Origin of the sequence: Sphingomonas sp. ASV193 (assembly GCF_040203355.1) — a bacterium.
In the GTDB taxonomy this organism is placed as follows: domain Bacteria; phylum Pseudomonadota; class Alphaproteobacteria; order Sphingomonadales; family Sphingomonadaceae; genus Sphingomicrobium.
Genome location: NZ_JBEHBW010000001.1, coordinates 95,038 through 108,688, shown reverse-complemented (window position 1 = coordinate 108,688; position 13,651 = coordinate 95,038). Strand labels below are relative to the sequence as shown.

The window sequence follows — 13,651 nt, the reverse complement described above, 5'->3', positions numbered from 1 at the left end:
AGAGGGACATGAAACACTGTTTGTTCGGCGCCGGGCTGGCGCTGGTCGCGACGGCCGCCAATGCGCAGGTCGCGCCGAAACTGCTCAACGATCCGACCAGCCTCGACTGGACCTACTATGGCGGCGGCTATCGGCTGAAACCGATCAGGGAGATTGCCATTCCCGGCGGCGCGGCGGTCGAGGTGACCGTCGAGAAGGGCAGCCAGCCCTATGCCGCGGGAGCGACCGTCCCGCTGACCGGGCCGTTCGTGAAGGGGCGCGACTATGTCGTCGCCTTCTGGGCGCGGACGATCGCGTCGAAGGCGGCGGACAGGCAGGGACGGATCCTCGTCCGCTTCTTCCGCAACCAAGACCCCTATCCAGGGTTCGGCGACAGCCTGCTGTCGATCGGCAGCGAGTGGCATCGCTACGAAGTGTCGGCGCGCGCGACGATGGACATCGACCAGGCTGCCGCGATCGGGCTGCAGCTGGCGAGCGCGACCCAGACGCTGCAGATCGGGCAGATGCACGTCGCCGAGGGGGTGACCACGCTCTCGACCAACGCGCTGAAGCCGGTGGTGAACGACCCGCTGCCGCCGCAGATCGCCGACAAGGGCGAGTTGCTGAACGACCCCGACGACCGCAACTGGGTCGCCTATGGCGATGCCCAGACCGTTCTGGCGACGAGCACCGACGTGTTCACCCGCAAGGCGACGCTGCAGACGGTCGCCGTGGCCGGGGCCAATCCCTACGACGCGGGGCTGAACGCGCCGATCAAAGGGGCGATCCGGGCGGGCGACCGGCTGCTGGTCGCGGTGCTGGCACGGGCGAAGTCGGCCGAGACGGCGGACGGCACCGGGCTCGTCACGCTCCGGCTGCAGAAGAACCAGGCGCCCTACCCGGGCTGGGGCGAGCAGCCGATCCACCCGGCGCCGGGGTGGAAGCTGTTCCAGTGGCAGACCACCGCGCAGTTCGACCTGCCCGCGGGCGAGGGCGAGGTGGCGCTGCACAGCGGGACCGCGAAGCAGGCGATCGAGTTCGGCCCGGTCTACGTGATCCGGTTGAAATAGCCGCTTAGCCCTTTTTGGCGGGAGCCTTTTTCGTCGCCGCTTTTTTCGCGGGCGCCTTTTTGGCCGCCGCGGGCTTGCGCTTGCCCTTTTTCGCCGGCGGGCCCTTGGCGGCGCGCGCGTCGATCAGGGCGACCGCCTCGTCGAGCGTCACCGCCTTTGGGTCGGCCGACTTGGGCAGGGTCGCGTGGGTCGTGCCGTCGGTGACATAGGGGCCGTAGCGCCCGTCCATCACCTTGACCTCGACCCCGCTGGCCGGATGCGCGCCGAGCGTGGCGAGCGGCTCGCGTGCGCCGCCCCGCGCCCGGCCCGCGCCCGAGGCGGCCTCGGCCAGCCGGGCGACCGCGGCGTTCATCCCCGTTTCGAGCACCTCGGCGGTCGATTTCAGCCGGGCATATTTGCCGTCGTGCGCGAGATAGGGACCGTAGCGCCCGATCGAGGCGGTGATTGGCTTGCCCGTCTCGGGATGGTCGCCGATCGTCCGCGGCAGCGCGAGCAGCTGCTCGGCGAGCTCGGTGGTCAGCCCGTCCTGCGGCACGTCCTTGGGGATCGAGGCACGCTTGCCGTCGCGTTCGAGATAAGGGCCGAAGCGCCCGGTCTTGAGCTCGATGCCGTTGCCAAGTTCGGCCGGGGCCGGCGCCTCGCCCTCGCCGCCCTGTCCGAACGGGCGGGTATATTTGCAGTCGGGATAGTTGGAGCAGGCGATGAACGCGCCGAACTTGCCGCCGCGAAGCGACAGATGCCCGGTGCCGCACAGCGGGCAGAGGCGCGGGTCGCTGCCGTCGCCCTTGTCGGGGAACAGCCACGGCGAGAGGAACTCGTCGAGCGCGGCGGTGATGTCGGAGGGCTTCTGCTCCATCACCTCGCCCGCCTTGGGCTTGAAGTCGCGCCAGAAGGCCTCGAGCAGCTTCTGCCAGTCGAGGCGGCCGCCGCTGACGTCGTCGAGCTCTTCCTCGAGCTCGGCGGTATAATCGTAGCTGACGTAGCGCTCGAAGAAGCGCTCGAGGAAGGCCGTCACCAGCCGCCCGCTCTCCTCGGGAATGAAGCGGTTCTTGTCGACGCGGACATATTCGCGGTCCTTGAGCGTCTGTAGCGTCGAGGCGTAGGTCGAGGGGCGGCCGATGCCGAGCTCTTCGAGCCGCTTGACCAGCGAGGCTTCCGAAAAGCGCGGCGGCGGCTGAGTGAAATGCTGGGTCGCCTCGACCGCGGTCTTGGCCGGCGCGTCGCCCGACCGGAGCAGCGGCATCCGCCCGCCGTCTTCGTCCGCGCTGTCGTCGCGGCCTTCGTCGTAGAGCGCCATGAAGCCGGGGAACAGCACCACCTGCCCGGTCGCCCGGAGCGTCGCCCGCCCCGCCCCGTCGGTCAGCTCGACGGTGGTCCGCTCCAGCCGCGCCGACGCCATCTGGCTCGCCAGCGCGCGGTTGTAGATAAGCGAATAGAGCCGCGCATGGTCGCCGGAGCCGCCGAGGTCCTTCGAAAAGTCGGTCGGACGGATCGCCTCGTGCGCTTCCTGCGCGTTCTTGGCCTTGGTCGAATAATGGCGCGGCTTGTCGGGAAGATAGCCGGCATCGTAGCGGTCGGCGACGGCGCGGCGCGCGGCCGAGATCGCCTCGCCCGCCATCTGCACCCCGTCGGTCCGCATGTAGGTGATCAGGCCATCCTCGTAGAGCGACTGGGCGAGGCGCATCGTGTGGCTGGCGGAGAAACCGAGCTTGCGGGCCGCTTCCTGCTGGAGCGTCGAGGTGGTGAACGGCGGCGGCGGGTTCTTCGACAGCGGCTTGGTCTCGACCGAGCCGACGGTGAAGCGGCCCTCCTCGACGACTTTTTTCGCCGCCTCGGCGCTGCCCGCGTCACCGATGGTGAGCCGCTCGATCTTCTTGCCGTCGAGCCCGACCAGTCGCGCGGTGAACGAGGTGCCGTCGCTTTCAAAGGTCGCGGCGACCTGCCAATATTCCTGCGCGCGGAACGCCTCGATCTCGCGCTCGCGGTCGACGATCAGCCGCAGCGCGACCGACTGGACGCGGCCCGCCGACTTGGCACCGGGCAGCTTGCGCCACAGGATCGGCGAGAGGGTGAAGCCGACCAGATAGTCGAGCGCGCGGCGCGCCTTGTAAGCGTCGATCAGGTCCTCATCGAGCCCGCGCGGGTGCGCCATCGCCTCGGTCACCGCCGACTTGGTGATCGCGTTGAAGGTCACCCGCTGGGTGTCGGCGGGAAGCAGCTTCTTCTTGCGAAGCACTTCCTGGACGTGCCAGCTAATCGCCTCGCCCTCGCGGTCGGGGTCGGTGGCAAGGACGAGCGCGTCGGCCTTTTTCGCCTCGTCGGCGATGGCCTTCAACTGCTTCGCCTTGTCGGGATAGGTCTCCCAATCCATCGCGAAGCCGTCGTCGGGATCGACCGACCCGTCCTTGGCGGGCAGGTCGCGGACATGGCCGTAGCTGGCGAGCACGCGGTGCCCGGGGCCGAGGTATTTCTCGATGGTTTTCGCCTTGGCGGGCGATTCGACGATGACGAGCTTCAAGGGATTCGACCGTTCCTATACGTGTGTACGCGCGATTGTCGGGGCGGCGCGCCCTTCGTCAAGCGGTGCGGGTCACGCGGGTCTGAGCGACACCCTTCCCCCCGCGTGACGGTCGAGCCGCCCAGCAAGATCGAGTTCGAGCAGCACGAGTTGCACCGCCCCCGGCGCCGCGCCCGACAGGCGGACCAGCTCGTCGATCGGCGCGGGACTTGGTCCCAGAAGTTCGAGCACCCGGTCGCGGACTTCGCCTTCGGGTTCGACCGGCACGGCTTCGCCGCCATGGTCGAACGGATAGGTCGGACTGGCGACGCGACCGGCGTCCCCGATTCCGTCGCCAATGCCGCCCCCGATGCTGCTCAAACTCTCGACCACGTCGGCGGCGGTCTGCACCAGCGTCGCCCCGTCGCGGATCAGCAGGTTGCAGCCCTGCGCGCGCGGGTCGAGCGGCGAGCCGGGCACCGCCATCACCTCGCGCCCCGCCTCGGCCGCCAGCCGCGCGGTAATCAGCGATCCCGAGCGCGGCGCCGCCTCGACCACGATCGTTCCCGCCGCCAGCCCGGCGATGATCCGGTTGCGATAGGGGAAGTGCCGCGCCTGCGGCTCGGTGCCCGGGGGCATTTCGGCGACCAGCAGGCCGCGCGCGGCGATGTCGGCCTGCCGCGCCTCGTTCTCGCGCGGGTAGGCGATGTCGATCCCGCCGGCGATGACCGCGACCGTGCCGCCCTCCAGCGCGCCGTCGTGCGCCGCGCTGTCGATCCCGCGCGCCAGCCCCGAGACGACCACGAGCCCCTCGGCGGCAAGATCGTGCGCCAACCCGCGCGCGAAGCGGCAGGCGGCGGCGCTGGCGTTGCGCGCGCCGACCATCGCCACCAGCGGCCGGTCGAGCAGCCGCAGGTCGCCCTTGACGGTCAGCAGCGGCGGGGCGTTCTCGATCTCGGCGAGCGCGCGCGGGTAGCCCGCGGTGCCGATCGCCAGCCACGATGCGCCGAGCCTGGCGACGGCGGCGATCTCGCGCTCGGCGTCGGCGACCGGGGCGATCGCGGGCGCCCTGCCCCCGCCGCGCCGCGCGAGGTCGGGCAATGCCTCGAGCGCGCGCCCTGCGGAGCCGAAACGCAGCAGCAGCTGGCGATAGGCGATCGGGCCGATGCCGCGCGCGCGGATCAGCCGCAGCCGGTCGAGCAGGTCCTCGGGGTCGCTCACGCCTGGCGCTGCCCGACCTTCGGTTCGGTGCCGGCGAACAGCCGCCGGATATTCGCGCCGTGCCGCCAGATGACGAGCAGCGCGAGGAGCGCGAGCGGCAGCAACAGGTTGCGCTCGCCCGCGACGGCGGCGGTCAGCGGCGCGCTCGCCGCCGCGCTCATCCCCGCGACCGAGCTGATCCTAAGCACCAGCAACAGACCGATCCACACCAGCGCATAGACCAGCGCCGCGACCGGAAGCAGCGGGACGAGCACGCCGAGCAGCGTCGCGACCCCCTTCCCACCCTTGAACCGCAGCCAGACCGGGTAGAGGTGACCGATCAGCGCCCCCGCCGCCGCCGCCAGCTCGCCTTCGGGCCAGAAGCGCTGGGCGATCAGCACCGCCACCGCGCCCTTGAGCGCGTCGAGCAGGAGCGTCGCCGCCGCCAGCCCCTTCGATCCGGTGCGCAGCACGTTGGTCGCGCCGATGTTGCCCGATCCGATCGTGCGCAGGTCGCCCTTGCCGAACGAGCGGGTCAGCAGCAGACCGAACGGGATCGAGCCGAGCAGGTAGGCGACGAGGAAGGCGATCAGGACCGGCGGGTTCATGCGCGCTACGCCTAGCATAGCGTTGCCAGCGCGCAATCATCGGCTATGGCCGCGCGATGGACCGCGACGCGCCTCTGCTGTTCTTCGACTCCGGCGTCGGCGGGCTGTCGGTACTCGGCCCGACGCGGGCGCTGCTTCCAAACGCCCCGATCGTCTATGCCGCCGACAGCGCGGGCTTTCCCTACGGCACCAAGAGCGACGGCGAACTGGCCGAGCGGGTCCCCGCGATCCTCGGCCGGCTGGTCGAGCGCTATGCCCCGCGCCTCGCGGTGATCGCCTGCAACACCGCCAGCACGATCGCGCTCGACCATGCGCGCGCCGCGCTCGACCTGCCGATCGTCGGGACGGTGCCGGCGATCAAGCCCGCCGCCGAGCGTTCGCGAAGCCGGGTGATCGGGGTGCTGGGGACCGAGGCGACGGTCCGCCAGCCCTATGTCGACGACCTTGCCGCGCGCTTCGCGGCCGATTGCAGCGTCGTTCGCCACGGCAGCGCCGCGCTGGTCGAGCTGGCCGAGGCCAAGTTGGCGGGCGAGCGGGTCACGGTCGCCGACGTCCACGCCGCGATCCGCCCGATGGTCGAGGCGGGTCCGGGAATGGACGTGATGGTGCTCGCCTGCACCCACTTTCCGCTGCTCGCCGACGAGATCGCCGCCGCCGCGCCGGGGATCGCGCAGGTCGACGGCGGTTCCGGGATCGCGCGGCGGATCGCGCACCTCACCGCCGGGCAGCCCTGGCCGGAGACGCCGGCGCCGGGCCGAGCCGTCTTCACCAGCGCCCCGCCCACCCTGTTGGCGAGGGCGCTCGGAGCGTTCGGAATCGCGCACGTCGACACCATCTAGTTGCGAGTCGTTCTCAATGGCCTTCGAAGGCCCGCGGCGATATGGGCGCAGCCCATGAATTACGACGCCATTTTCAAGTCGGCGATCGACCGGCTCCACGACGAAGGCCGCTACCGGGTGTTCATCGACATCCTGCGGACCAAGGGGGCCTATCCCAACGCCCACTGCTTCCACGGCCACAACGGGCCCAAGCCGATCACCGTCTGGTGTTCGAACGATTATCTCGGCATGGGCCAGCACCCGGCGGTGATCGAGGCGATGGAAACCGCGCTGCACGAGGTCGGCGCGGGCTCGGGCGGCACCCGCAACATCGGCGGGAACACCCATTTCCATGTCAGGCTCGAGGCCGAGCTCGCCGACCTCCACGGCAAGGAAGCCGCGCTGCTGTTCACCTCGGGTTACGTCTCGAACGAGGCGACGCTCTCGACGCTCGGCAAGCTGCTGCCCGGCTGCGTGATCTTTTCCGACGAATTGAACCACGCCTCGATGATCGCCGGGATAAGAAATTCGGGCTGCGAAAAGCGGGTATTCAATCACAATGACCTCGAGCATCTCGAGCAGCTGCTGATGGAAGAAGCGCCCGGAACGCCGAAGCTGATCGCGTTCGAGAGCGTCTATTCGATGGACGGCGACGTCGCCCCGATCCACGCGCTGTGCGACCTCGCCGACAAATATGGCGCGCTGACCTATCTCGACGAGGTCCACGCGGTCGGCATGTACGGCGCGCGCGGGGGCGGCATTTCGGAACGCGACGACGCGGCCTCGCGGGTGACGATCATCGAGGGGACGCTGGGCAAGGCGTTCGGAGTGATGGGCGGCTATATCGCGGCCGATCGCAACATCGTCGATTGCATCAGGAGCTACGCGCCCGGCTTCATCTTCACCACCTCTCTGTCGCCGGTGCTTGCCGCCGGGGCGCTGGCGGCGGTCCGTCACCTCAAGGCCTCGTCCGAGGAACGCGAGGGGCAGCAGGCGGGGGCGGCGATGCTCAAGGCTAAGCTGCGCGATGCCGGGCTGCCGGTGATGGACAGCGTCACTCACATCGTTCCGCTGCTGGTCGGCTGCCCGGTCAAGGCCAAGCGGATCAGCGACATCCTGCTGGCCGAATACGGACTCTACGTCCAGCCGATCAACTTCCCCACCGTCCCGCGCGGGACCGAGCGGCTGCGCTTCACCCCCGGCCCGGTCCACAGCGAGGCGATGATGGACGAGCTGGTCGGCGCGCTGGTCGAGATCTGGGGCCGGCTCGAAATGGAGCGGGTCGAGGCCGCCTGACACTGGCGAATCCCGCGGCGTTCGCCTAGAGGACCGCCATGCGCATCGCCCTTTCCGCCGACCACGCCGGCTACGACCTCAAGACGCTGCTGCTCGAATGGCTGACCGAGCAGGGGCACGAGATCGTCGATCTCGGCACCAACAGCCATGAGAGCGTCGATTATCCCAAATATGGCGCGGCGCTCGCTGCCGCTCTGGCCGACGGGCGGGCCGAGCGCGGGATCACCGTATGCGGGTCGGGAATCGGGGTCGCCATCGCCGCCAACCGCAACCCCGCCTGCCGCTGCGCGCAGGTCGCCGAGCCGGTCAGCGCGAGTTTCGCCCGGCTGCACAACGACGCCAATGCGATCGCGCTCGGCGCGCGGCTGATCGGGCCCGAGATGGCCAAGGCCTGCGTCACCGCCTTCCTCACCACCGATTTCCTCGGCGGCCGCCACGAGCGGCGCGTCGAGCAGCTTGGAGAATGCTGACCATGGCGACCCTCGCCGAACGTCCCGCCACCGCCGCCAACAGGACCCACGGCTTTTTCACCGCCCGCCTTGCCACAAGCGACCGCGACATCGCCGAGGCGATCGGGCTCGAGCTCGGGCGCCAGCGCGACAAGATCGAGCTGATCGCGTCGGAGAACATCGTGTCGCGCGCGGTGCTCGAGGCGCAGGGCTCGGTGCTGACCAACAAATATGCCGAGGGTTATCCGGGCAAACGCTATTATGGCGGCTGCGAATATGTCGACGTGGTCGAGACGCTTGCGATCGAGCGCGCCAAGCAATTGTTCGGCTGCAACTTCGCCAACGTCCAGCCGAACAGCGGCAGCCAGATGAACCAGGCGGTGTTCCTCGCGTTGCTCCAGCCCGGCGACAAGTTCATGGGGCTCGACCTCAATTCGGGCGGTCACCTGACCCACGGCTCGCCGGTCAACATGAGCGGCAAGTGGTTCCACCCCATCCCCTACGGCGTGCGCGCCGACGACCATCGCATCGACCTCGACGAGGTCGCCGCGATCGCCCGCCGCGAAAAGCCGAAGCTGATCATTGCCGGCGGCACTGCCTATTCGCGCGAATGGGACTTCGAAGGCTACCGCCGGATCGCCGACGAGGTCGGTGCCTACCTGATGGTCGACATGGCGCACTTCTCCGGGCTGGTCGCGGGCGGCGCGCATAGCTCGCCGATCCCCCACGCCCATGTCGTCACCACCACCACCCACAAGAGCCTGCGCGGCCCGCGCGGGGGCATGATCCTGTGGAACGACGACCAGTTCACCAAGCCGCTCAACATGGCGGTATTCCCGGGGCTGCAGGGCGGCCCGCTGATGCACGTCATCGCGGCCAAGGCGGTCGCGTTCAAGGAAGCGCTGACGCCCGAGTTCAAGGCCTATGCCGCGCAGATCGTCGCCAACGCCCGCGCGCTCGCCGCCTCGCTGCAGGACACCGGTCTCGACATCGTCTCGGGCGGGACCGACAACCACCTGATGCTGGTCGACCTCCGTCCCAAGGGCGCGAAGGGCAAGCATGCCGAGCATGCGCTCGACCGCGCGTCGATCACCTGCAACAAGAACGGCATCCCGTTCGACCCCGAAAAGCCGTTCGTTACTTCGGGCATCCGGCTCGGCACCCCGGCGGGGACGACCCGCGGGTTCGGCGAGGCCGAGTTCCGCGAGATCGGCGCGATGATCGCCGAAGTGGTCGACGCGCTGGGCAAGAACGGCCCCGACGGCGATGCGCAGGTCGAACAGTCGGTCGGCCGCCGCGTCGGCGAACTGTGCGCGCGCTTCCCGATCTACCCGGACCTGTAGTCGTTGCGCTGCCCGTTCTGCGCCCACGACAATAGCCAGGTAAAGGACAGCCGCCCGAGCGAGGACGGCACCTCGATCCGCCGCCGGCGCGAATGCGCGGGCTGCGGGGCGCGTTTCACCACCTTCGAGCGGGTTCAGCTGCGCGAGCTGACCGTGGTCAAGCGCGACGGCAAGCGCGAGCCGTTCGACCGCGAGAAGCTGCAGCGCGCGATCGGCCATTCGACCCGCAAGCGCGACATCAGCCCCGACCGGATCGACCAGTTCGTCAGCGGGGTGCAGCGCCAGCTCGAGACCAGCGGCGACGAGGTGACCAGCGCGCAGATCGGCGAGGCGGTGATGGCAGGGCTGAAGGCACTTGACCATGTCGCCTACATCCGCTTCGCGAGCATCTACCGCGATTTCTCCGACCCCGCCGACTTCGCCGAGTTCGCCGAGAAGGTCGAGCGCGAGAGCGTGCCGAGCGGGCAGGACAAGCTGTTGTGAGCGTGAGCGCGTCACATCCGGTCATCGTCCTCGTCCGTCCGCAGCTCGGCCAGAACATCGGCAAGGCGGCGCGGGCGATGCTCAATTTCGGACTCACCGAGATGCGCCTCGTCGCCCCGCGCGACGGCTGGCCCAATCCCGAGGCGGGGCCGGCGGCGAGCGGGGCCGACGTCGTGCTCGAGCGCGCGGCGCTGTTCGACACGGTCGAGGCGGCGATCGCAGACTGTTCGCAGGTCTATGCCTCCACCGTGCGTCGCCGCGACCTCGTCATGCCGGTCGTCGGGCCGGAGGCGATGGCGGGCGAGATCCATGGCTCGGCCGGGCGCTCGGCGATCCTGTTCGGGCCCGAGCGCTCGGGGCTTGAAAGCGAGGACGTCGCGCTGGCGAGCAAGATCGTCACCGTTCCGATAAATCCCGAATTCGGCAGCCTCAATCTCGCGCAGGCGGTGATCCTGCTCGCCTACGAATGGTCGCGCGGGCAACCGCTCGCCCAGCCGACGGTCAAGGAGATCGAGCCGCCCGCGCCGATGGCCGAGCTCGACGGGCTGATCGGCCAGTGGAACGAGCAGCTCGACGCGGCGGGCTATTTCTACCCGCCCGAGCGGACCGAGGCGACCAAGGCGACGATCCGCACCATCCTGACCAAGCCGTCATGGTCGAGCCGCGAACTGAAGGCCGTGCGCGGGATGATCCGCCAGATGGCCAACCCGCGCCCGCGCCGGGCCTAGCCGCGCGCCGAGTCGAACGCCTCATATTCGTAGGCGATCGACTGTTCCATCAGCTCTTCCCACACCGCGCGGAGGCGGTCGGCGGGAAGGCCGAGCCGCTCGGCCTCGGCGCGGACCTTGGCGTGGACGTCGTCCTTTCGGGCCTGGTCGCGAACCGTCTCGCGGCTCGGCTTGATCCGCGCGGCGGCGTCCATGTAGCCGAACCGCCGGGCGAGCAGCGCGACCAGCGCGCGGTCGACCGCGTCGACCCCGGCGCGAACGTCGGTCATCGTCTGGCAATCGGCGGGGTCGCGAACGTCGGTCATGCCACGCGCCATGCCCGAGAGCGCGGCGGCTTGCAAAACTTGACCTCCGCGGGCGCAGCGGCTAGGCGCGCGCTTCGCAATTGGCTCCGCACGTCCGGTGAAGCGGTGGCCCTGCCCGATCCCTCGATCGGCGCAGCGCGGGTCCGGGCAGCCATCGACCTTCCCCGGGAAGTGGGATCCGGTTTTCGGACAAGGAGGGTCGACCACAGAACGTAACGCAATTGGAGTGCCATCATGTCGAAGCGCAGCAGCGCCAAGTATAAACTCGATCGCCGCATGGGCGAGAACGTCTTCGGTCGTCCGAAGAGCCCGGTCAATCGCCGCGAATACGGCCCCGGCCAGCATGGCCAGCGCCGCAAGAGCAAGATGAGCGACTTCGGCATCCAGCTTCGCGCCAAGCAGAAGCTGAAGGGCTATTACGGCGACGTTACCGAGAAGCAGTTCAAGGCGACTTACGTCGAAGCCGCGCGGCTGAAGGGCGACACCGGGCAGAAGCTGATCGGCCTGCTCGAGCGCCGGCTCGACGCGGTGGTCTACCGCGCCAAGTTCGCGCCGACGATCTGGGCCGCGCGCCAGCTGGTTAGCCACGGCCACATTCGCGTCAACGGCACCAAGTGCAACATCGCCAGCCGCCGCGTCGCGGTCGGCGACGTGATCGAGCTAGGCCCCAAGGCGCAGGAAATGGCGCTGGTGCTCGAGGCGCAGAGCCTCGCCGAGCGCGACATCCCCGACTATATCGCGGTCGACGGCAACGCGAAGGTCAGCTTCCAGCGCGTCCCGACGCTCGACGAGGTGCCCTATCCGGTGAAGATGGAGCCGAACCTCGTCGTCGAATTCTACTCGCGCTGAGCCTCGCTCGGTTCGAAAATAACGGAAAGGGCGGTCCGCAAGGGCCGCCCTTTTCGATTCGGCCCTTACCTCCGGCCTCGTTTCAGTGGTTGATCGTCCTGTCGAGCAGCGCGCCGATCTTCGTCAGCATCGCCGCACGCGCGTCGCTGTCCTCGAGCTGGTGGTCGAGGTCCTTGAACTCAAGGAAGTCGACCGTCCCGCCCGCCTTTTGCAGCGCGCGATTCATTCGCTGGCTGTGCGCGACCCGCACGTTCGAATCGAGGTCGCCGTGGACCAGCAGCACCGGAGCCTTGATCGCGTCGACATGGGCGATCGGCGATCCTTCGCGGAGCCCGGGGCCGCGCCCGATCTCGGCCTTTGCCAGTTCGGCGTCGGTGAAGCCTTCGGCGTCGCGGCGGAGCGCGCCGAGGTCGGTCACCGGAGCGATCGCCACCACCGCCTTGTAACGCGGGTCGAGCGCTGCCGACTGGAGCGCGGCGTAGCCGCCGTAGGACCAGCCGACGATCGCCATCCGGTCGGGGTCGGCCAGCCCCGACTTGACCGCCCAGTCGGCCGAATCGCGGATGTCGCTCATCGCCAGCTTCCAGTTGCGGAGCGCATTGTCGCCGAGGAACTCCTCGCCATAGCCCGCGGAGCCGCGATAATTGGGCTGGATCACCGTATAGCCCCGCTCGGCGAGGAACTGCGCGAGCCAGTCGAAGCCCCATTCGTCGCGCGAGCTCGGCCCGCCGTGGGGCAGGATCACCACCGGCTGCTTCGCGCTGCCCGCCCCCTTCGATGCCGTGATGTAGGCAGGGATTTGGCGACCGTCGCGCGCCGGGAAGCTGATCGCGCGTTCGGGCGCCAGCGGCACGCCTTCGAGCTCGTCGCGCGCGACCGACAGCATCTTCATCGCGCGGGTGGTGCGGTCGAGCAGGTAATAAGCGCCCGGATCGGTCGCGCTCGACGCGAAGACCAGCAGCCGCTGCCGGTCGCGCGACGCGCCGGCGATGTCGATCAACGGCGCGTCGGGTACCGCCCTGGCCAGCGCCGAGGCCAGCTTCGCCGTATCAGGATCGGTGTAGACGGTGTGCGTCCGGTCGTCGGTATAACGATAGCCGACCACCGGATCGCACGGCCCGAGCGACACCGGGCCGTCGATGTCGACCGCGTCGTTACGCGCGACCAGTTCGCGCTTGTTCGACCCGTCGAGCGGCATCCTGAACAGCGCCGCGCGGCCATCGAGGTGATCGAGGAAATAGAGCGAGTTTGTGCTCCGGTCGATCAATTGCGGCGCGAAATCGTCGTCCTGCGCGGGCAGGTCGAGCCACTGGCGAGAGCCGACGGTGCGATAACGATAGCGGTTCTTTCCGGTAAAATTGCCCTCGCTGTCGGTCAGCCGCTGGATCGTGAAGCGAACGTTGCCGTGACCGTCGGTGAGGTAGTTGTCGATATCGCCGCTGGGCGCCTCGACCTGCCGCGCCTTGAACGGGTCGACCTCGATCCGATCGACGCCGAGCGCATTATGCTCGTCGGCGTAGTTGCGCTCCATCAGCACCGCGCCCGGCGCGTCGGGAAGCCAGTCGATCACCCGCCCGTTTAACTGGTTGAGCGACTGGCTGTCGGGATCGTCGCGGACCGTGAGCGGACGGATCTTGCCCGTCTGCGTGTCGATCAGGACGGTCCGCGACATGGTGATGATCAGCCGATCGTAGTGGATGTTGCCGTCGTACCGGCACAGGATGTGGCGGTTCGTGACGAAGTCGCAGCGGCGGATCGACTCGGGCTTGCCGCTCGACTTGACCAGCATCGTCTGCTTGCCGCTGTCGATATCGAGCAGCGTGGCGACGGTCATGCTGCCGGGGGCGGCGGACAGGAACACCATCCGCTTTCCGTCGGGCGATAGGTCGGCGCTGTAGACCCCTTCGCGCGCCGCGAAACGCGCCGCGGCGTCGGCCAGCGGCATCGGCGCGGACCGGGCCGGCACCCCCGCCAGCGCCGTGAACGCCAGCCACGTCGCGACGAGGCCGAAGGTCGATCTATTCAC

At 69.0% G+C, this 13,651-nt stretch carries 13 protein-coding genes; 8 read left to right on the top strand and 5 right to left on the bottom strand.

All coding sequences use genetic code 11. From position 1 onward, the window contains the following. Window positions 1-8 precede the first annotated feature (8 nt). A complete protein-coding gene (locus tag ABDK56_RS00610; protein ID WP_349806139.1) occupies window positions 9-1,049 on the top strand; it encodes a carbohydrate binding domain-containing protein in 1,041 nt (346 codons plus the stop codon). A gap of 4 nt (window positions 1,050-1,053) precedes the next feature. Here ABDK56_RS00610 and topA read toward each other — a convergent pair whose 3' ends face one another. The 3 genes from topA to plsY all read right to left on the bottom strand — a co-directional run bounded on the left by topA (window position 1,054) and on the right by plsY (window position 5,354). After that, a complete protein-coding gene (gene topA, locus ABDK56_RS00605) occupies window positions 1,054-3,567 on the bottom strand; it encodes a type I DNA topoisomerase (protein ID WP_349806138.1) in 2,514 nt (837 codons plus the stop codon). Between the two features lie 72 nt (window positions 3,568-3,639). Next, window positions 3,640-4,767 carry a DNA-processing protein DprA gene (dprA, locus tag ABDK56_RS00600; protein ID WP_349806137.1) on the bottom strand — a complete coding sequence of 376 codons (1,128 nt, stop codon included), beginning with the start codon at window positions 4,765-4,767 and terminating at the stop codon, window positions 3,640-3,642. Then, window positions 4,764-5,354: a glycerol-3-phosphate 1-O-acyltransferase PlsY gene (gene plsY, locus ABDK56_RS00595; RefSeq protein WP_349806136.1), complete on the bottom strand. Its 591-nt coding sequence runs from the start codon at window positions 5,352-5,354 to the stop codon at window positions 4,764-4,766. The genes dprA and plsY overlap by 4 nt, the downstream gene beginning before the upstream one ends. Before the next feature lie 56 nt (window positions 5,355-5,410). Here plsY and murI point away from each other — a divergent pair, with 56 nt between their 5' ends. The 6 genes from murI to ABDK56_RS00565 are packed head-to-tail and all read left to right on the top strand — an operon-like array spanning window position 5,411 to window position 10,471. Beyond that, a complete protein-coding gene (murI, locus tag ABDK56_RS00590) occupies window positions 5,411-6,193 on the top strand; it encodes a glutamate racemase (protein WP_349806135.1) in 783 nt (260 codons plus the stop codon). A gap of 54 nt (window positions 6,194-6,247) precedes the next feature. Continuing rightward, entirely contained in the window at window positions 6,248-7,468 is a 1,221-nt protein-coding gene (hemA, locus tag ABDK56_RS00585) for a 5-aminolevulinate synthase (RefSeq protein WP_349806134.1), read from the top strand. Window positions 7,469-7,506: 38 nt separating this feature from the next. Next, a complete protein-coding gene (gene rpiB, locus ABDK56_RS00580) occupies window positions 7,507-7,938 on the top strand; it encodes a ribose 5-phosphate isomerase B (protein ID WP_349806133.1) in 432 nt (143 codons plus the stop codon). After that, window positions 7,932-9,260, top strand: coding sequence for a serine hydroxymethyltransferase (gene glyA / locus ABDK56_RS00575; protein WP_349806132.1), 1,329 nt, complete (start codon window positions 7,932-7,934; stop codon window positions 9,258-9,260). Before rpiB ends, glyA begins: the two co-directional genes overlap by 7 nt. A gap of 3 nt (window positions 9,261-9,263) precedes the next feature. Next, on the top strand, window positions 9,264-9,743 hold the full coding sequence (gene nrdR, locus ABDK56_RS00570; RefSeq protein WP_349806131.1) for a transcriptional regulator NrdR: 480 nt from the start codon (window positions 9,264-9,266) through the stop codon (window positions 9,741-9,743). A gap of 2 nt (window positions 9,744-9,745) precedes the next feature. Beyond that, window positions 9,746-10,471 (top strand): RNA methyltransferase, encoded by a 726-nt coding sequence (locus tag ABDK56_RS00565; RefSeq protein ID WP_349806130.1) that lies wholly within the window; start codon window positions 9,746-9,748, stop codon window positions 10,469-10,471. Here ABDK56_RS00565 and ABDK56_RS00560 read toward each other — a convergent pair. Continuing rightward, complete coding sequence (locus ABDK56_RS00560; RefSeq protein ID WP_349806129.1) at window positions 10,468-10,776, bottom strand: chorismate mutase; 309 nt, start codon at window positions 10,774-10,776, stop codon at window positions 10,468-10,470. The two genes, ABDK56_RS00565 and ABDK56_RS00560, sit on opposite strands and share 4 nt — an antisense overlap. Window positions 10,777-11,010: 234 nt before the next feature. Between ABDK56_RS00560 and rpsD the strand changes: the two genes are divergently transcribed. Next, entirely contained in the window at window positions 11,011-11,625 is a 615-nt protein-coding gene (gene rpsD, locus ABDK56_RS00555) for a 30S ribosomal protein S4 (RefSeq protein ID WP_349806128.1), read from the top strand. Window positions 11,626-11,707: 82 nt separating this feature from the next. Here rpsD and ABDK56_RS00550 read toward each other — a convergent pair whose 3' ends face one another. Next, the gene (locus tag ABDK56_RS00550; protein WP_349806127.1) at window positions 11,708-13,651 is read right to left on the bottom strand and encodes an alpha/beta hydrolase family protein; all 1,944 of its coding nucleotides are present in this window, start codon (window positions 13,649-13,651) and stop codon (window positions 11,708-11,710) included.